The sequence below is a fragment of the Shewanella pneumatophori genome (assembly GCF_023283895.1).
In the GTDB taxonomy this organism is placed as follows: Bacteria; Pseudomonadota; Gammaproteobacteria; order Enterobacterales; family Shewanellaceae; genus Shewanella; species Shewanella pneumatophori.
The window spans coordinates 68744-89337 of sequence record NZ_JAKILB010000011.1 but is presented as its reverse complement, the minus strand read 5'-3'; the positions used below and the strand labels follow the sequence as shown (position 1 = coordinate 89337).

Genomic DNA, 20594 nt, shown 5'->3' with positions numbered 1-20594 from the left:
CATCTAAATATTAAGCTTTCAGCTTACGGCGCATCCAAACAACAGGAAGGAGTAACATACCAACCCAACCAATTGAACCACCTTTATCAAGCTCTGCCGCTTCAGATACTGACACAACGGCATTTGTTGTGTCTGAATTACCATTTGTATCAGTAACAGTTAGTTCAAAGGATAATGTATCCCCTTGACTACCAACACTTGGAGCATTAAAACTAAATGATTCAGCTGTTTTATCAAACAAAACAGTCGCTCCACCAGTCTGCAACCATTGGTAAGACAGTTCATCATCGTTACCATCATAAGATGCAGCGCCACTGATATTCACAGTTAACCCCTCGGTCACCCAATCAGGAGCACTTGCCATTGCAACAGGCGCTACTTCAGTTACACCGAACTTAACAGTCTCCTCAACCATGTCGTCACCAAACTCATTGGTAAGCTTCATCGCGTAAGCAGAACCTGCTTTAGTAGGTATTAAGTCAAAGCCAACGACCATAGCTTCACCAGAAGAAGCCTCCTGAACGACAGTCCAGTTAATTGTATTGCCTTCTTGCACACCACCATTAGAAATGTTGGCAACTTTATGTCCAGCAGACATTTGCGCAGAGAATGAATACTCTCTGTCTTCATCGCTAAAGTTTGGCGCAACATTAAATCCAACACGGCTTGCAACACCAGCAGTCATTGCATCAGATAGGGTATGGAAATGAGTAACATCATTCTTGCGAGTGATATTTAATGGTATTTGAACTTCATTGCTTTGGTCACCTGAAGTCAAAATTACGATGCCAGAAGTGTTGTTATCCGTATCCCAATCAAATGTTAAGCTAAACTCACCTTCAGATTCATCAACAGCAACAGTAACGTCATCACTTAATGATTCATCAGTCGGCAAAATTGACGCAATATTCATAGTGACTTCATCAGTACCACCAGGAGTCGACGCCTTATAACCATCTACAACCAAGAAATAAATACCAGCAGGTAGATTGGTAAAGGCTACCGATTCATTTGAATCAGGGCCTGCACTACTGCCAATTCTATTTTCGTTACTATCCAAAATACGCAGATCAACATCTGGTGCCGTTTCAGAAGAAATAGAAATAACAACATTTGCTAACGCTGGGAACCTCATCCCTACATAATCCAAGCCATCTTCCGGTACATTAAGAGTAATCGGATCGATAAGGTTAGTAGGTTTATCATATACACCAGCCTTAATATCAGTAAGCTCTGTAGAAACAAAACCGCTATAAGTGATACTTCCACTTGTTCTACCAGCAGTAATATCTAGACTCGCTGGCAAATTGTTAGAATCTCCTTTAACAGCAACTGGCAATTTAACCTCTGGCATACCTTCTGCCATAAGTTTGATATTAGCAAAGTTCCAGCCAACACTTGCCGCAGAAATATCAGCAGTTACGGTTATCTCTTGAGTTTCACCAGCTTTTAAATCAAAAGACTCTGGCATAACTGACAGCAATAAACCGTCAGTCACGCCCATAGTGCTAGCAGCCCACGAACCATCTTTGGTTGCTTTAACTGTACGCGTCCAAGTACACTCACCAACACATTTTGCGTTGGCAATAGTCGGCAAGTTGATCTGCGAAGGTTGACCACCTAATGAGGGATCTGCTTTAACATAATCAACATAGCTCTCATCCATCACTAGGCCAGTTTTTGCTGCAGCTTCAACATTAGCGTAACCCGCGCCCATATCGAAGAAATCTGACGGTGTTACCCCATCCTCTTTGAAAGTGTTTTGATCAGCAGTTAGCATCAATGCCGATTGTACTTCCGCCGGTGTCCAATCAGGCTGAATACTAGCAAGTAGTGTTAATGCACCTGCGACATGTGGGCTAGCCATAGATGTACCACTTAAGAAACCATAATCACTTGGATCAGGATTTTGCTTAAAGGCATCAGATTGATCATCAGCATATGCGGCAAAAATGCTCACACCTGGTGCTGCGATAGAAGGAGCAATAACATCTGGAACTGACTTGTTAGGGCCACGAGAAGTGAAGCCTGCAGCAATACGCGCCAGTTTTTCATCTTGAATCACTTCAGTACCACTGATTGTCGCCATATGATCAGCGCCACTAGCTAACCAAGCTTTAAGGGCATCACCTTTGTCAGCATCAATATGAATTGCAGGTAAAACGTGAGCATCAGCAACAACACTGTCAGCACCACCTTGCAAGTTTGCTAGCACTAGAGCTGAAGCACCACCAGCAAGAACATTACGCCCTTTATCTACACGAGCAATCGAGCCTCGATCACAAACAACAATCGAATTCTCAGCAAAAGTTTCAGCAGGGAATGGCTCTAAACACTGAGCAGGATCATTATCAGGATCATTAGCGTTTTCAAAGTCACCAGCATAAACGACAGAACCAGTGTACTCACCAGTCATCGCTTTACCAGCAAGTGCTTCAGGAGCGGTCGTATCTCCACCAGTAAAGCTACCGATGTCTTTTTCAGAGAAATCACGATCGTGGGTATATGCAGCTACAGTCGTTAACCAAGGAGCATCACCTGGAGAACCAACGGTTTCAGGGCCAGGGCCTGAGTTACCTGCAGAAGTCGCGACATGAATACCAGCTTTACGTGCAGATAAGAAAGCTAATGCATCAGCACTATTCCAAGGGTTTCTCGAACCACCGCCAATCGAATAGTTAAGTGCATCAACGCCATTTTCAATTGCATGCTCTACCGCAAGAACGGCTAAAGAAGGGAAACATCCAGCAAAGCCAATATCATCATTTTCACCAGGAAGACAAACTTGATAAGAAACAATATTCGCGTGAGGAGCAACACCAGACATTGATTCAAATACGACTCCAGTGTCTTCACCGTCAACATTTGGTACGTTAGCATTAATCAGCACATTACCCGCAGCAGTACCTGCGGTATGAGAGCCATGTCCGTTATGATCTTCACCATTTGCAGGAACATCAATATCATAATCTAAGTATTGATCGGTAACCGCTGGCCAGCTGTGCACACCAATCAACTTATCGTTACAAAGCTCTGGGAAATCGCCCGCACAGTTACCAGAATAAACATTCGGCCCCCATGGGTTTGAATGGTCGTAACCGTCGCCACCAACATCAGCAAATGATGGGTGATCACTATTAATACCGGTATCAATAATACCGACGATCATTCCCTCACCTTGGCTTTCTGTTCCTGTTGCTTCACCACTCCATATTGCTGGAGCTTTAATAATTGCAGGACCAGAATCAGTCATTGGTTTACGTAAGATTTCACGCTGAATATTGGCAATACCCGCTACTTTTGAAAGCTTAAGAGCTTGCGCTTGGGTCATTTCAACGACTAAGCCGTTATAAGCAAGAGTTGTTCTTTGCTTTACATCTAATTCACCCAATACAGCATTAGCCTTTTGAATGAGGCTATCTTGTTGAGTTGATAAAAATGAACGGTAAGATTTTACATCTGAACTTGTAACATCCAATTTGCCATTCTTACCTGGTGCTTTTTCTAAAGAAGTAGCTTTAAAGCCTTCAATACCACCTTGATAAAGTGCAACCGGGCTTTCAATCAAGCGAACGAAATAGCGATAAACACCTGAATCTAAATCAGCTTCAGGAGTAAAAACCGCATTTTGTCTAACTACTTGATTCTGCGAGTAAGCAGCAGACTTAGAATCGACTACAGCAATATTTGCTCTCGCTGACTCTGAGTTAATTTGAGTAATTCGTTGATTATAATCAGACTGTGTAGCTAGCGCACTAGCAGACATCGTTACTAAAGCAGTTGATACTGCCATGGCTATTTTTGTTTTCACTTGTCAATTCCTTAATACATGCAAGTTTTTATTGTTTTATCCTGCTTAAATATTGCCTAGGCATTTCCATTAGAAAAATCTACTACCACACCTTCAATTTGTAGCACGTATGACCTAGGCAAAACATTAGTAACACAACACAAATAAGCCAGCAAACAAAAAATTAACAATAAATAAACCAAAATCAACACACCTGTATCAATTTGTAAACCACAAGTTACAGGTTAAGTTTAAACAAGTTTGTCATTACCTTATATAGCTCTGTACCTTGGTAAACCGAAGCTGAAGCGAAATGTAATATGGGTACACAATCTTGATTCAGCACTAGTTCAGTTAGCTCTTCGTGAGTCCCAAAGCGATCTAGCCTTAGAACATTTGCTAATGTCTCACCAGAATAAAGTATATGGCCGAGCTCAGCTTTGTACTCAACCATCCCCGCTATAGGTGCATGAAACTTCTTATAATCTTTAAGATAACAAGCATATCTGGCCATCTCAGCCGCTTGAACATACTCACTAACCACACCACGCTGACTTAAGTAAGCCAAAATCCCTTTAGCGTCGTTAAGTGCGTCATCCATATCGATACGTTCTTGGCTGCCAAGTTCTAACGTAAATGCCGCAACAGGCACCTTCAATCTGCGCCCTTGTGAATTAGCGATCTCAGTTAGTTGCCACCAAGGACAAAACGCAGCTTCGTCCATCGCGCCACCAAAATCGTTAGGGATAACTAAAGTGTAAGGAATTGAAAAAAGCGAAGCGGCTGCAACGTCATATTCTGGACAATACATGTGCTTACAAGATTTAGGGCCAGTATGCAGGTCGATAACGATATCGGCTTGATGGGCTAGTGATTGCAGCGTTACCGCTAAGCGTTTACCTGTCGTGACTCCCCATTCGCTGTTGAGGTGTGCATTACATGATTCGATTAGTTGTAATCGGTATGCGGCGATAAGCGCCTTATCATCTAAATGACGATGCTGCTGATACCAACTAGCAATATCGGTTTTATGATCTAGATATTCGCGGTTCCAATTAACTCCGGTTATAGGATCAAAGCGACCAAGGGTAAACTCACCACTTTTTTGATTAATCCCCAAAGGATTAGCCAAAGGAAGCAAAGTCACTTCCCCTCGCACATCCATTTGTTCCAGCTGTTTCATCAACTGAAAAATAACCGCATTACCTTGTACTTCAGCGCCATGCACATTGGCTTGAATAAACACCTTAGGTGCGTGGCTATCTTTGCCTGCAATATGAAACACTGGCACGCTTAACGCTTGCCCCGTTGCTAGCTCACCAACTGTGAGGCTCGATTGGCTAAACTTCATAACGTCTTGTGTTCCTTATAAGTACTGCTTTATCAAGCTTCAAATAGGTTTTCGTGCAAAGCGCGGATCACATTTCCTGCTTCTGCCTCATCCACCAAAATACATAAGTTATGTGGACTCGCACCTTGGCAAATCATCCGCACATTGTAACTTTCTAGTACTTCAAACACTCGGCGACAAACACCTGCTGTAGACGCAATATTGTTGCCAATAACAGCCACCAAAGCTAAGCCATCTTCAACACGTACACGGCAATGCTGCGATAGCTCTTGTAATAACGCCTCACTTAGTAAGCCTTGACCACTAGAGTCTGAGCCAGTTTTGTCCAGAGTCAGTGCCACGTTAACTTCTGATGTAGTAATTAAATCGACACTGATTTTATGCCGAGCCAAAGTGGCAAAGGTTTCAGCTAAGAAGCCTTGCGCGTGGAGCATTTGTAAGCTGTGCAAATTAAGCAGAGTTTGATCGCGGCGCAGCGCTACCGCGCGGTACACTGGCTCACTTGAGACTTTGTGACGGATCCAAGTGCCACCTTGCTCAGGTGCCCAACTGGAACCAACAAATACCTGAATTTTTTGTCTAACCGCAGGCAAGATAGTCGCAGGATGTAAAACTTTAGCGCCAAAGGTTGCCATTTCAGCAGCTTCATTAAAGCTGATCTCGGCAATCGGGCTAGCATTCGGCGCAAGTCTTGGGTCAGTAGTATAAATACCGGCTACATCGGTCCAAATCTCAACAGCATCCGCTTTTAATGCTTCAGCTAGCAAAGCGGCAGAGTAGTCACTGCCACCACGACCCAGTGTTGTGGTATTTCCCTCACTATCTGCACCAACAAATCCTTGGGTAACGATAACTTGTGAAGCAAGTAGCGGCTGTAATTGCGCCTGTGCAAGCTCTGCAATAGTTTCTATTTGTGGCTCTGCCTTACCATGATGACTATCGGTTCGTAGCACTTGGCGCACATCAAACGCAGTCGCACAGGCCCCTTTTTCTCGCAGCACAGCGGCAAAAAATACTGAAGAGCATGCTTCACCTTGAGACAGTAATTCATCGATAACTGCTTTGCTGCGAGTTAATTTAAGGCGCTCGCTAAGTGTGGCGATATGACTCAAAATACGGTCAATCTTAGCGGCAATCTCTCCTGGGTTTTGCAACTTATCTAGAATTTGGTATTGAATCGATGCGATTTGCTTGATCAGTGCCTTTGATTGCTCGCTACTGTTACCTTCTTGCGTAAGGGCCACTAATTGATTGGTAACACCACTTGATGCACTCACTACCACGACTCGTGTCTGCGGATTGGCGATTATGATATCTGCGCAGCGCTGCATGGCATCAAAGTCGGCGACCGAGGTTCCGCCAAACTTGGCAACGGTTAACCCGGATTGATTTGGTACTGTAGATGTAGTTTGTAACGATGATACTAAAGACATAAGGCGATCTCCTGAGCTGCAGGAAACGCGAAAGATTGATTATTACTAATTAGATTAAAAACAAACATGAATAAGCTCCGAACTAACTTCGTTCGAAGAGCCTGGTGCTATGATATGCACCCCAAAAGATGGGAAACAGCGATCGTCACCAGAAGCTCTCCACCATAATAAAACATAGGTGACAATCGCCAGGATTCAGCCTGTACGACCAACATTCAAGCGCAACCAAACCGCTTTAAATATCTCGGCGCTAATCTCCCTCATAAGTTATCAACGGGTTTGGCCCCTCAAACTTACTACCTAGTTAGCGCTCCTCTTCTGCACTCATTTTGTATACAGGTATGTTTACTTTGCATACAAAAACAAGAGACTGAAAAATATCAAAAATTAACCAATCAAGTCAACGGAAAACTAGATTGAATTAAATTTACTCAATATCCGGTAGCTCAAATACCCTATTAACCCTTGGCGAAAATGCCCCCAGTAAGGTTTCCTCTTTTGGCATTAAACACGGCACTAATTGCAAAGTATCAGCTTCAACATAAAAGATAGCGTTCTGATTAAACAGGCAACCAAGCTTAATAGCAGAGGCTTTATCGGTAGCAATCGCCCAACTTTTTTCCATATGAGAGCGGTCTTGTGATGCACCAATCATAGATCGATAAGGTAGCCCTAATCTGTTTATTTCATGTTGTAATTTGCGATCTAACAAACCGTTTTGCGGCGCAGATAGCACTTCGCCTTTAGGGTTGTATGCGGTGATAATCGCAAAGGATAATTGCGTGGATAGGATTTGAGTAAATAGGAATTCTGTTTGTTGATAGTAATGCCAAAGGCTGTCGACCGAGTTATTCATTGCTAACAAATTCTCCAATTTAGGTGCAATTATTATAGCAAACTCGTTAGCGCTGCCCAGTCGCGTGATGCATGTCACAGATAATAAATTTGCCATTTCTTTTATAATCAACGAGATGCAAATCCAATAGTGATCTAAATCATATCGTCGCGTAATTTTGTTAACATTTCATTTGTTAACAAATGCCTAAAACGAGTACAATAGGCCCAGTTGATTAGCTCACTCTGATACATGTAACGAACACATTTTGTTACATATACTAGAAACAGACAGAAGCGTAATCCACACAGCTGTATCAAATGTGAACTATGTTTGATTTAACATTTAAACTTCATAAAAAACGGTAGCTAAGGAACTTTTTTCTACTATTGTTAATCGAAGTTTAAACAGTTCACGTTTTTCCATATGTGAGATACCCATACTTTGCTAGCGCATGCAGTGTGTTGCTGTTTCGAACCAGATTTGAAAACACCTACGTGTATCAGTGAATTATCAGCATGGCTAAATGGAGTATAAAAAGTTTTATGCTCCTGGTTATAATTGACAGAAATTAGGTAATTAATATGCAAAACCCGCACATTCTGATTGTTGAAGATGAAGCAGTAACTAGAAACACACTTAGAAGTATTTTTGAAGCAGAAGGATATGTGGTAACTGAAGCCAATGACGGCGCTGAAATGCATAAGGCTATGCAAGACAACAAAGTTAACTTGGTCGTTATGGATATTAACCTACCAGGTAAAAACGGTCTTTTATTAGCTCGTGAACTTCGTGAAATTAATAATATCGGTCTAATCTTCCTAACAGGCCGTGATAACGAAGTTGATAAGATTCTAGGTCTTGAAATTGGCGCTGATGATTATATCACTAAGCCATTCAACCCACGTGAATTAACTATCCGTGCTCGTAACCTATTAACTCGCGTTAATAGCACTGGTACAGATTCAGAAGAGAAAAGCGCAGTTGAGTTCTACCGTTTCAACGGTTGGAGCCTTGAAATCAACAGCCGTTCTCTAGTTAGCCCACAAGGTGAATCTTACAAGCTACCGCGCAGTGAATTCCGCGCTATGCTTCACTTTGTAGAGAACCCAGGCAAGATCTTAAGCCGTGCAGACCTTCTAATGAAGATGACTGGCCGTGAGCTTAAGCCACATGACCGTACAGTTGACGTAACTATCCGTCGCATCCGTAAGCACTTCGAAAGCTTACCAGATACGCCAGAAATCATCGCAACTATCCACGGCGAAGGTTACCGTTTCTGTGGTAGCTTGGAAGATTAATTCCAAGCTTCTATATCGGTAACATTACCGATATTACACAGCTGAAAAAGCCAGTCATATGACTGGCTTTTTTATATCCGCTTTTCTCAAGTCGCTTATTATGGCTCTGTTAAGCTAAATTACATTTACCGAAATACATACGGTAAAATCCTATCCACAATTCAATTTCGCTTTATACCTTGCCTATTTTGACGCAGTTAACCAACAACTAAAGCAATAATGCCCATTGTAATAAAAGTATTCTTTAAGCTAATAAATATGGATTATAGCGCGCACAACTCTAAGCTATATTCAAATATAACAACCTACCTATTAAGTAGTATTTCAGGTTTATTTACCGGGAATCGAAGCCATTAAAATAATTTAATACAAATATTACCAAACCAAATACCAATCAATTAAACCTTATTTTTATTTAACTATATCAGCAATATAAGTATTCACCCCCCAACATATTTACTGTTGATGGCAACAATAAAAAAGCACTTACCATTAACCATAGCTAATAAATAAGTGCCCTTTAAATTGCTAACAATCTCTATCTCAAGTGAGCTACTTTAGCTGCTTAAGACGGTTAATTGCCCTTAAGTTCACGATCTAAAAAGTCCGCTAGCGAGCGATACAAATGTACTCGTACCTTTTCGCCACGCATCGAATGCTTAGAGCCCGGATAGTCGATCATCTGGAACAACTTGCCTTCATCCTGCAAGGCTTTATAAACACGGGTACTGTTTTCAAATAGCACGTTATCGTCCGCCATTCCGTGGTACATCAACAACCCAGATTTATAACCACCAACATATGGCAACACACTGCTGGCCTCATAGCCTTTAGCATTGGTTTTTGGGTTCCCCATATAACGCTCAGTATAGTGAGTGTCGTATAAAGCCCAATCAGATACTGGTGCACCTGAGATCGCCGCTTTAAAGTAATCAGGTGCTTTAAATAGGCTCATTAATGCCATATAACCGCCGTAGCTATGACCATAGATAGCAATGTTGTCACTATCAACGTAAGGCAGAGTGCGCAAGTAATCCACGCCCACCTTTTGGTCGTTCACCTCAATCTCACCAAGCTGCTTATAAATCACATACTCAAACTTAGTACCGCGATGAGCAGAGCCACGGTTATCGAGCTGATAAACGATATAGCCTTGTTGTAACAGATGCTGAGTGAAGTAGTCTTGATGACTCCAGCTATTGACCACCAATTGCGCATGAGGGCCGCCATAGACGCGCACTACAACCGGATATTGTTTAGTAGCATCGAAGTTAGTTGGCTTGAACATGCGGTATTGCAGCATTTGACCGTCTTCAGCTTTTAGCTCGCCAAACTCAGGTACTTGCCACAAACCAAAATAGTCATAAAGCGGATGACCTTGTTTCACTTCATTTTGCTCAACCCAAACTAAACGCTTGCCGCTTTGATCGTGCAAACTCACCTGTGGTGGCTGTGACAAACTGCTGAAGTAATCAAGGTACACAGGCTTGTTATCGGCAAATACCGTTGAGTGCATGCCGCTACGCTGACTAATGCTTTCAACCTTACCACCTGCAAGAGCAACGCGGTAAAGCTGCTTCTCAGTGACTTTAGTTTTACGACCGGTAAAGTAAACTTGCCCCGCTTTTTCATCAATATACTCAACAGCATCTACCGCCCAATCACCGGAGGTAAGCTGACGAATAACCTTGCCATCAACACCAATCAAATACAGGTGGTTAAAGCCATCGCGCTCAGATGCCCAAATAAACGCATCTTGCTGCTTTAAAAAGTGCAAATCATCATTAAGGTTAATCCACGCAGTGCTGCGCTCTTTAACTAGGTCTGTATTATTTTTAATATCATCAATTGCAACAACACGTAGATCTAGCGCCTGCTGATCGCGACTCTGCCACTGATACGACAAATGTTTGCTATCAGGTAGCCACTTAACTCGTGGCAAATAGATATCGGTATCTTTACCTAAATCCACCCACTCGACTTGTTTATCTTTAAGCGTCACCACCCCAAGCTCAATTTTGACGTTATTCTCGCCAGCATAGGGATAACGCTGCTCGGTCAGCTTAATTCCATCGGCATAAATTTCATTGCGAGTAACCAATTCCACACCCGACTCATCGATGCGGGTATAGGCAATTGCCGACTCATCCGGCGCCCACCAGTAGCCTGTCATTCTGCCCATCTCTTCTTGAGCAACAAACTCAGCCATAGCATTTTTAATCGCGCCGCCGCCATCAGTGGTTAACGCGGTGATCTTTTGTGTTTTTAAGTTCAACACATACAAGTTTTGCTCACGCACAAACGACACGAAATGCCCTTTTGGTGACAATCTCGCATCAGTTGCAAAGCCTTCACCAGTTGCAAGCAACTTGACCTTATTATCCGCAACCGAGTAGTAATACAGTTTGCCCGCAGCTGGAATTAAGATCGCCTCGCCATCTTTAGACCAAAAGTACTCCATGATCCCTTGGCCATAAATACGCTGGCGCTCACGGCGCGCTTTTTCTTCATCCGACAGCTCACCGGCTTGCAACTTATCAGCGTCAATCAGTACGCTTTGCTTACCACTTGCCACATCCATCTGCCACAAATCATACAGATGTTGATTGTCTTTACGCCCAGCAAGATAGGTAACACGTTTACCATCCGGTGATAGCTTGAGCCCACGCGGGCTGCTGCCAGCAAGTGCAGGAGAAGCGTACATACGCTCGATAGTGAGTGGTTCTGTGCCACCGGGAAGTGATGATGCTTGAGCTGTTGCGGTAGAGCTCAGCACCAAAGGTAAAGATGCTAGCAGTAAACTCATCCAATTCTTTTTCATTATTATTCCCTGGATTAATCGCGAAATCGTATTCAGTCGTTCCCAACTGACAGTTAGGCTGAAAATTCGCCTACATTGTGCCTTAATCATTAGCAAAACAAAAACTATGCTCAAAAGCTGTTAACTTGCACTGAAGATTAATCAAACACAAAGCCAATCTTTACGGCTGAAAAAACTCGCTTTCTCAGGTATCATCGCCACAATAATAAACAATACACTTTTGTCCTGACCTCAAACTCAATTTACTCACGTAAAATTGTATAGGAAACAAGATGCAAACTCTGGCTGAAAACCTGACATCACAAGCAATTTCTCCTACTCTTGAAAAACTTATCCTTACCCTAGCTAACACCTCAAAAGAGATTAGCCACGCAGTACGCCACGGCGCACTAGCAGGCGTGTTAGGCGCGACAGAGCAAGAAAACGTTCAAGGCGAAACCCAGAAGAAACTCGATATCATCACCAATGATATGCTCAAAGATGCCCTAAAGGCTGACGGCACAGTGCGCGGCATTGCATCTGAAGAGGAAGACTACGTAGTTGAAGCCGATGCTAACGGCGAGTTCCTAGTGTGTTTTGACCCACTAGATGGCTCATCTAACATCGATATCAACTCACTTGTGGGTACAATTTTCTCAGTATTACCAGCACCTGCTGGCGAGCTGACAGAAAAAAGTTTCTTACAAGCAGGTCGCAAACAAGTCGCAGCAGGTTATGTGCTATACGGCCCATCAACCATGCTGGCATTAACCACAGGTCAAGGCGTACAGCTATTTACCCTAAACCCAGAGACTAACGAGTTCTTGCTTACAAATGGCGCAATGGCGATTAGCAAAGACACTGGCGAGTTTGCCATTAATATGTCAAACCAACGCTTCTGGGAAGCGCCAATGCAGACTTATATCAGCGATTTGCTGCTAGGTAAGATTGGTCCACGTGAAAAGTCATTCAACATGCGCTGGATTGCCGCCATGGTGGGCGACGTACACCGCGTACTTTGCCGCGGCGGTATCTTCACTTACCCAACTGACAACAAGAACCCTGAAAAGCCATACAAGCTACGTTTAATGTACGAAGCTAACCCAATGGCGTTCTTGGTAGAGCAAGCAGGCGGTAAAGCGTCGACCGGTTATGAAACCATTATGGATATTCAGCCAACTGAAATTCACCAACGTGTAGCGGTGATCTTAGGCTCTGCCAATGAGGTGGATATGTGTCTTGAATACCATCAGGTTGATTATTCTGAAGAACCAGCCTTGTAAGCTTCAGTCGCTAAGCTGCTGATCTTCTTCTTCGAGAGAGAGAGAGAAAAGCACAATCCTATGTTAGTTAGGGTTGTGCTTTTTTTTGCATAGTTGTCGCTATGCACCGAGCTGGGATTATAGTTAGACTGCGTCTAACAACTAACATCGCGGCGCTTCGCCCGCACCCGAGAGCTAATCAAGCTGCGCTTGATAAACGTCGTGGGATTCCATCCCACACCCGGGCAAGGAGGACTGCTCGTCCTTATCCTCCTTGCATCCACCATGACGCCCCCGACGAAGTTGTTGATCCTCATACTTATGGATAAATAGCTAACGCTTCCGATGGGGCATCCTGCCCCGCGAAAGCTACGCCGACATCCATGTCGGCATCACGCGATTTATTCCAACGCACTTCGGCAACTTCGATGGGGAATTTGGTGTTTTCTGTAGACTTGATAGTTAACGTTAAGTTCTGGTAGTTGAATATGTATTCAAGCTGCTCTGTTATGTGCTTAGTCCACGGTTAAACTCTGCTATGGTGGCACGCAATTGGGCAGACTTTAGTTCGGTAAGTACCACTGTAACCAAAGACAAGACTGATGATGATATCAGTACAAAACCTAGGAGGTTACTACCGCTATCTCCACTCATACTTGAGAGCCCTGCAAATAGAAAAAAACAGGCAGCTATGGATGGGAAAATATCGTTAGTTTTCACTTTGTATTTACTAGCAGCTATGTCCCAAACTATCGAAACAGGGTTTGCAAGCCCTTCAAGCTTAACCGTAATTTTCCCGTTTTTTATTTTGGCTTTTAAACCATTACTTTGTAGTAATTTGGCTAAATCTTCCATGATAAAGTCTCTCCGTTTCAATAGACTCATAGTGCGGTATTAATAGGTTAACAGCACTAAAACCCAAGATATATAGTTGTTATTCTAATATTGCCCCTGACCCGACATTTCCCCTAGAGCTAATCAATCTCCGCTTGATAAAGACCGTGGCTCACCTAAGGCGATCTTGGCATCTATGCCTCAATCACGCCTTTCTGTTCACAAGAGTTCTTCAATGACTTCGGCAACTTCGATGGGGAATAGGTGTATTCTGTAGACGAAATCATGGGCGTTATGCTCAGTAGTTTGAATGTTTACTCAGACCCAATATTCCTCACAGCCTAACACACTAAAGAAACAGTATTTTATTCCTTAAAATTATGTATTTAGAACGCTTATATGCATTTTATATCTTAGCAATAACTCGATAGTTTAAAATCCTAACAAAACCTTATATTGTAAAAACATAATCAAGGAGGAATGTAATGTATAAGTTGTTAGTTTTAATCGTATATCTGGCTATTTCGCATAATGTTTGCGCAGAACAATATATCCAGAACTTAAATGCCAAAGTGAAGCATAAAACAGATGTCATGGTTTTAGGGAGCACACACCTCAACACCATTGAGGGTGAGCTAAACAAGGACGATTTTATCCCCATAATCCAAATGCTAGAAACCTTTAACCCTACCGCAGTTGCCGTTGAATCACTAAGGGCAGAAGACATCATCACCATGCTCAATGGTTCTGATGAATACCAAACCGTTTTATCACAATTTGTCGGAGATACATTTCTATCATTAGCTAAAAAAGAGCAGAAAGCTTTAGGAGTTTCAGCTAATGACGCGATTAAGAAAATGAATGAATTGTTGACTAAAAAACAGTTTGACCAGCAACAGAGAATTGAAATTATCAGACTTGCTGTTGCAGGCTACAACCGAGATACTGCCGCTCTAAACTGGAGCCTTTTAGACACTAAATTCATTAACGGTAGCCTTTCAAAAGAACTCCAAACATTTCTTCAAAAACAAACAAATAGCAACAACGAAATAAACGTTATTGGATTCAAATTAGCAGAAAGACTTAATCTCAACCGTGTATATCCTATTGATGATCATTTAGACAAAGACATGTACAGCAAAGTTGTTCACGAATTAATGCCTTCTTACCAAAAATCGACTTTTTGGGCAGAATTCCGCACAAGCGAATATATAACCAAACCTGATAAATTAAAGTCTCAAGCGCTAGAAACTGGAGATTGGTTACCTCTGTTTTATTGGACAAATAGCAAAGAGTATCAATCTGACGTTATCAATAAAGAGTGGATAGGATTTGTTGATAGAGATTTAGAACCTAAATCAGCACAAGCAAGAATTGCCCTATGGGAGATCCGCAACCTCAATATGGCTTCAAATATAATGCGGGTAGTCGCAGATCATATTGGTGGTAAGGTTGTTATCATAGTCGGTTCCAATCACAAGGTATTCTTAGAGCAATACTTATCCAATATGATCGGAATCAATATCGTGCAATTTGAAGATTATGCACCCGAGAGCTAATCAAGCTTCGCTTGATAAAAGTCGTGGGATTCCATGACGCCGCCGACAACTAAAAATGGGACAGGCATAACTTCTTCTGCTTTGAACAAGAGGGATGAAGGCAAAACCTAGCTACTGCACTTACATCAAACACCAGATCCCCATCGGAGTTGCCGAAGTACGTTGGAATAAATCACGTAAGTCCAGACATGGATGTCTGGCTAGCTTTCGCGGGGCAGGATGCCCCATCTGAAGCGTTAGCGATTTATCCATAAGTACAAGGGAGACAACTCCGTCGGGGCGTCATGGTGGATGCAAGGAGGATAAGGACGAGCAGTCCTCTTTGCCCGGGTGTGGGATGGAATCCCACGACGTTGGTCTGGCGCAGCCTGATAGGTGGCACAGCCACGACTTTAGTTGTTAGACGAAGTCTAACTTTGAGGTCAAACGAAGTTTGATTGCATTAAGCTCAGGCGCAGCCTGATAAGCCTGTGTTTTCGACAAGAAAACAAAAAGAGTTTACTGAGCCAAACATTACAAATATCGGCTCAAGTAAACTCTTTAATCTCAATCGAAAAGTTCGTTATTAGCGAAGCCTAACGAGACTTAACGTATGGTTGTCCAATCGCCTTTGGCCCTACTGCACGGCCAATAAAGCCTGCTAGTAGCAACACGGTTAAGATATAAGGTAATACCTCAATCGCTTGTACTGGGATTTCGCCAACCAACGGTAGCTCAACACCTTGCAGACGAATTGCAATCGCGTCTAAGAAACCAAACAGCAAACAACCAAACAATACTGGTACTGGCTTCCACTTACCGAAAATCAATGCCGCTAACGCGATAAAGCCTTTACCCGCACTCATGTTCGGTACAAAGCCTGCGCTGTGGGCAGTCGATAAGTAAGCACCTGCCATTCCCGCTAACACACCTGCAATAATCAGCGCGCGGTAACGTATCCAAGCAACTGAGATACCGGCAGTATCTACAGCATGTGGGTTTTCACCTGTTGCACGCAGTCTAAGGCCAAAACGGGTTTTATAAACAACCCAGTAAACTGCTGGTACGGCAAACAACGACAGATAAACTAAGAAGTTATGGCCTGATATTAGCTGGCTATAAAGCATGCCAATAACTGGCACATCGGCTAATGCATCGGCAAATGGTAGAGTGATAGCAGTAAAGCGAGAGTCATCGGTTAGCGCTGGTGTTTGACCACCTAAACCGAACCAGAAACGTCCAAGCGTGACAGTTAAACCCACTGCTAACATGTTGATTGCTACACCAGATACGATTTGGTCGCCGCGATGTGTAATAGTCGCAAAACCGTGTACCAGTGATAGCATGACTGAAACACCGATCCCCGCAAGTAAACCTAGCCACACAGAACCGGTTACAGTAGCGGTTGCAGCCGCCGAAAAGGCAGCTGACAACATCTTACCTTCAAGGGCGATGTTAACGATACCTGAGCGCTCTGAGAACAAGCCTGCCAGCGCAGCCAAAATCAATGGTGCCGATACACGTAGGGTTGCATCTAAGATAAGAATAATATTCTCAAACATAATTTATGCCTCCGCCTTAGTGCCAGCTAGCGCGGTTTTCTTTTGATCAAGAAACACAAATAGCTTCTCAGTCGGTTTAACTAACATCAATGCTAAGGCACCGCTAAATAGCACCACCAATGCTTGAACCACTTGGATCATTTCACGGTCGATATTTGGATAATCGAATGACAGCTCAGCACCACCTTGGTACAACATGCCAAACAAAATACTGGCCAAGATGATACCGATAGGATGACTACGGCCAATCAAACACACCGCAATTCCGGTAAAGCCGTAACCCGCCACAAAGTCGAGTTTTAGCTGCTGGCTATAGCCTTGTACTTCGTTCAAACCCATCATGCCCGATAGCGCACCAGAGATTAGCATCACCACGATGATCAGTTTTTTATAGTTAATGCCGCCGTATTCAGCTGCACTTGGGCTAGCGCCCATTGCACGAATGGCATATCCCCAGCGAGTACGCCACAGTAATGCCCACACGAGTACGCAGCAGATAAGCGCGATAAAGAAGCTTAAGTTCATTGGTGACTGTGAGAAAGAGAAGCCAAACCATGCCGCCATTTCATGGAACATAGGTAAGCCGGCGCTATCTTCAAATACCCGCGATACAGGTGCCATTTGGCCTTCAAGCTTAAGTACGTTTACCAATAGGTAAACCATTAGCGCAGAAGCAATAAAGTTAAACATGATGGTGGTAATAACGATGTGACTACCACGGTACGCTTGTAAATATGCAGGGATCAACGCGAACAGCGCACCAAACAGCATACTTGCTAACATCGTAATCGGCAGCAGCGCCCAAAATGGTAAAGTACTATCAAGTGCTAAACAGGCAAGACCGACACCTAAGCCGCCCATATAAGCTTGGCCTTCACCACCAATGTTAAACAGGCCAGCAGAGAATGCCATCGCCACCGCTAAACCAGTAAAGATAAAGTTGGTTGCATAATAAAGCGTGTAACCAATACCCTCTTGGTAACCCAAGGCGCCGCGTACCATCACCCCAGCCGCTTCAATTGGGTTCACATCAACCGCCAAGAAAATACCGGCAGCAAACGCAAAAGCAAACATGATATTAATCAAAGGTAAAACAAAGATATTTACCCAAGATGGGATTTTAGAGTCGTTCATTACTGACCTCCTTTATTCGAAGCCAGCTCATCAGGCAGAATATTTGCCATCATCATTCCTAAGGTTTTCTCATCAGCCTTATTGGCATCCACTTCGCCCACAATATGGCCGTCAAACATCACTATGATCCGGTCAGCAAGCGACATCACCTCATCAAGCTCTACCGATACCAGCAAGATCCCCTTGCCTTGCTCACGTAGCTCAATAATGCGTTTATGAATAAACTCAATCGCACCAATATCCACACCACGGGTAGGCTGACCAATCAGTAAAATATCTGGGTCTTGATCGACTTCTCGAGCAATAATCAGCTTTTGCTGGTTACCACCAGAGAACAGTGAGCTCTTCAGTTTAGGATCACGAGGTCTTACGTCCCATTCATCCATCAGACGCTTACACTCAGAGGTGATGAATTTTGGCTTGTTAAACAGTGCGCCGTTATATTGCGCCTGATTATGATGACCAAGAATGGCTGACTCTTCCGCAGTGAAAGACTTAATCAAGCCCATCACCAATCTATCTTCAGGAATATGACCCACTTTGAGCTTGCGCATACCGTCGGCACAAGTTGGGTTATTGGCATCAATAACGCTATTTCCTACTTTGATACTGCCGCGGGTTGGTGTAATAAGGCCGGCAAGTGCGCTAAGTAGCTCTGACTGTCCATTACCAGAGACACCTGCGATACCTACCACCTCACCAGCACGGATCTCCATCGACACTTCTTTGAGGCGATCAACGCCCATTGAGTCGGTATAAGTAAGGTTATGAGTTGAAAGCAATACATCAGTTGGGTTGGCATCGCTTTTTTCAGCTTTAAGGCGCACCTTACGGCCAACCATCAGCTCTGCCAACTCTTCTTTATTGGTGTTTGCTGTCACTCTGTGAGCAACCATTTCACCTTGACGCATAACTGACACGTTATCCGTTGCTGAAAGGATCTCTTTAAGCTTATGAGTGATCAGCAAAATCGTTACGCCTTGCGCACGCAAAGCATCAAAGATATGGAATAAGTGCTCAGTTTCTTGCGGCGTTAACACACCGGTAGGTTCATCAAGAATAAGGATTTTTGCGCCGCGATACAGGGCTTTTAAAATCTCAACTCGCTGTTGTAATCCAACTGATAGCTCTTCAATTAAGCTATCGAGTGGTACATCAAGTTGGTACTCTTTGGCTAAGCGTTCAAGCTCTTTACGTGCTTTTCTTAAGCTAGGTTTGAGTATACCGCCCTCTTCAGCTCCTAAAATCACGTTTTCAAGCACGGTGAAGTTATCTACCAACATAAAATGTTGATGCACCATACCAATGCCATAGCTGATGGCTTCTTTAGAGTTAGCCAGTTTACGCTCGATACCATCAATTAAGATCTCACCTTTGTCTGCGGTGTAGAAACCATAAATGATGTTCATCAAGGTGGATTTACCTGCACCGTTCTCACCGATAATACCGTGAATGGTGCCAGCAGGAATTTTTAAGCAGATATCTTTGTTTGCGTGAACGGCGCCGAATTTTTTGTCGATACCACGAAGCTCTAATGCGGTGGGACGCTCAGCGGATTTTTCTTTTGCGTATATGGACATGGTCATAATTATCTCAAATGCCTAAGCAGGCATTGATGACTAAACATTGATCAAATATTGATTTGAAAATTAACTCTTAAAAATTACCACTTACAACAAAGCTCCCCAGTCATAAACCAGAGAGCTTTATCTATGTTAATACCGCTTAGTATTTACAAGTGTTGTCTTTCATGTAGTCATGAACAACGATTTCGCCAGCAACGATTTTCTTTGTGATATCAGCAAGCTTTGCTTCCATCTCTGGCGTAACCAATGCGCGGTTATGCTCGTCTAATGCCCAGTTAACACCGTTTTCTTTAAGACCACGGCTATCGATACCTGCAGTAAACTCACCTTTTTGTGCATCTTTGAATACTTCAAACGTTGCCACGCCCACTAGCTTAACCATAGAAGTTAGCATTACGCCTGGGTGTAAGTAGTTTTGGTTTGAGTCAACACCAATTGCGTACTTACCTTCGTCTTTAGCCGCTTGGTAAACACCAACACCTGTACCACCCGCTGCTGCGAATACTACGTCAGCGCCTTTGGTGAACTGGCTCTTAGATAGCTCAGCGCCACGTGCAGGGTCGTTCCATGCAGCAATAGTTGAACCTGTCATGTTTTGGAATACTTCAGCATCTTGGCTGATGAACTTCGCACCTTGCTCGTAACCACAAGCAAACTTACGAATTAGCGGAATATCCATACCGCCAACAAAACCAATCTTGTTGGTTTCAGACTTCATTGCAGCTAGTGCACCAACAAGGAATGAACCTTCGTGCTCTTTAAATACAAGTGACTTAACGTTTGGTAGATCAACAACAGAGTCGATGATTACGAATTCTGTTTCAGGGTATTTCTTAGCCACTTTCTCAAGCGCTGAGCCATACATAAAACCAACAACAACGATAGGGCTGAAACCGCGACGAGCTAAACGCTCAAGACCCTGCTCACGCTGTGCGTCATTTGAAGGTACAAATTCACGCACTTCAACACCTGCGCTTTCGTTAAACTTCAATACACCATTTTGGTAAACAGCTTGGTTGAAAGACTTATCGAACTTACCCGTGGTATCAAAAGCAACAGCAGGCTTGAAGTCTGCAGCTGTTGCAGCAAACGAACACATTGCTAGAGTGACTGCAGCAGCAGTTGCGCTCAGGATTTTCATCATTCTCGTCCTTATAAGGTATAAGTA

The 20594-nt window shown here is 43.3% G+C and carries 13 protein-coding genes and 1 riboswitch; of the genes, 3 read left to right on the top strand and 10 right to left on the bottom strand.

All coding sequences use genetic code 11. The features are described from left to right. Positions 1–10 precede the first annotated feature (10 nt). From L2740_RS21475 to L2740_RS16110, 4 genes are all read right to left on the bottom strand, one after another. The gene (locus L2740_RS21475) at positions 11–3811 is read right to left on the bottom strand and encodes a S8 family serine peptidase (RefSeq protein ID WP_338056262.1); all 3801 of its coding nucleotides are present in this window, start codon (positions 3809–3811) and stop codon (positions 11–13) included. Positions 3812–4028: 217 nt separating this feature from the next. Beyond that, a complete protein-coding gene (locus L2740_RS16120) occupies positions 4029–5141 on the bottom strand; it encodes a succinylglutamate desuccinylase/aspartoacylase family protein (protein WP_248951136.1) in 1113 nt (370 codons plus the stop codon). A gap of 32 nt (positions 5142–5173) precedes the next feature. Continuing rightward, positions 5174–6574: a lysine-sensitive aspartokinase 3 gene (gene lysC / locus L2740_RS16115; protein ID WP_248951135.1), complete on the bottom strand. Its 1401-nt coding sequence runs from the start codon at positions 6572–6574 to the stop codon at positions 5174–5176. 144 nt (positions 6575–6718) lie between these two features. Next, positions 6719–6900, bottom strand: a riboswitch (Lysine riboswitch). Positions 6901–7001: 101 nt separating this feature from the next. Next, positions 7002–7430 carry a DUF3293 domain-containing protein gene (locus L2740_RS16110; RefSeq protein WP_248951134.1) on the bottom strand — a complete coding sequence of 143 codons (429 nt, stop codon included), beginning with the start codon at positions 7428–7430 and terminating at the stop codon, positions 7002–7004. A gap of 563 nt (positions 7431–7993) precedes the next feature. Here L2740_RS16110 and arcA point away from each other — a divergent pair. After that, positions 7994–8710: a two-component system response regulator ArcA gene (gene arcA, locus L2740_RS16105; protein WP_012153996.1), complete on the top strand. Its 717-nt coding sequence runs from the start codon at positions 7994–7996 to the stop codon at positions 8708–8710. 574 nt (positions 8711–9284) lie between these two features. Here arcA and L2740_RS16100 read toward each other — a convergent pair. Then, positions 9285–11531 carry a S9 family peptidase gene (locus L2740_RS16100; protein ID WP_248951133.1) on the bottom strand — a complete coding sequence of 749 codons (2247 nt, stop codon included), beginning with the start codon at positions 11529–11531 and terminating at the stop codon, positions 9285–9287. Between the two features lie 272 nt (positions 11532–11803). Here L2740_RS16100 and L2740_RS16095 point away from each other — a divergent pair, with 272 nt between their 5' ends. Continuing rightward, positions 11804–12793, top strand: a complete 990-nt coding sequence (locus tag L2740_RS16095; RefSeq protein ID WP_248951132.1) for a class 1 fructose-bisphosphatase — start codon at positions 11804–11806, stop codon at positions 12791–12793. A 486-nt stretch (positions 12794–13279) separates the two neighbouring features. Here L2740_RS16095 and L2740_RS16090 read toward each other — a convergent pair whose 3' ends face one another. After that, positions 13280–13627 (bottom strand): hypothetical protein, encoded by a 348-nt coding sequence (locus L2740_RS16090; RefSeq protein WP_248951131.1) that lies wholly within the window; start codon positions 13625–13627, stop codon positions 13280–13282. A gap of 464 nt (positions 13628–14091) precedes the next feature. Here L2740_RS16090 and L2740_RS16085 point away from each other — a divergent pair, with 464 nt between their 5' ends. After that, a complete protein-coding gene (locus L2740_RS16085) occupies positions 14092–15165 on the top strand; it encodes a DUF5694 domain-containing protein (protein ID WP_248951130.1) in 1074 nt (357 codons plus the stop codon). A 575-nt stretch (positions 15166–15740) separates the two neighbouring features. Here the strand turns inward: L2740_RS16085 and L2740_RS16080 are convergent. The 4 genes from L2740_RS16080 to L2740_RS16065 form a co-directional block, all read right to left on the bottom strand. Then, complete coding sequence (locus L2740_RS16080; protein ID WP_028765714.1) at positions 15741–16706, bottom strand: ABC transporter permease; 966 nt, start codon at positions 16704–16706, stop codon at positions 15741–15743. Positions 16707–16709: 3 nt separating this feature from the next. Further along, the gene (locus L2740_RS16075; protein WP_028765713.1) at positions 16710–17840 is read right to left on the bottom strand and encodes an ABC transporter permease; all 1131 of its coding nucleotides are present in this window, start codon (positions 17838–17840) and stop codon (positions 16710–16712) included. Then, complete coding sequence (locus L2740_RS16070) at positions 17840–19426, bottom strand: ABC transporter ATP-binding protein (RefSeq protein WP_248951129.1); 1587 nt, start codon at positions 19424–19426, stop codon at positions 17840–17842. The genes L2740_RS16075 and L2740_RS16070 overlap by 1 nt, the downstream gene beginning before the upstream one ends. Before the next feature lie 139 nt (positions 19427–19565). Then, complete coding sequence (locus tag L2740_RS16065) at positions 19566–20570, bottom strand: BMP family lipoprotein (protein ID WP_037410129.1); 1005 nt, start codon at positions 20568–20570, stop codon at positions 19566–19568. Positions 20571–20594: the final 24 nt, after the last annotated feature.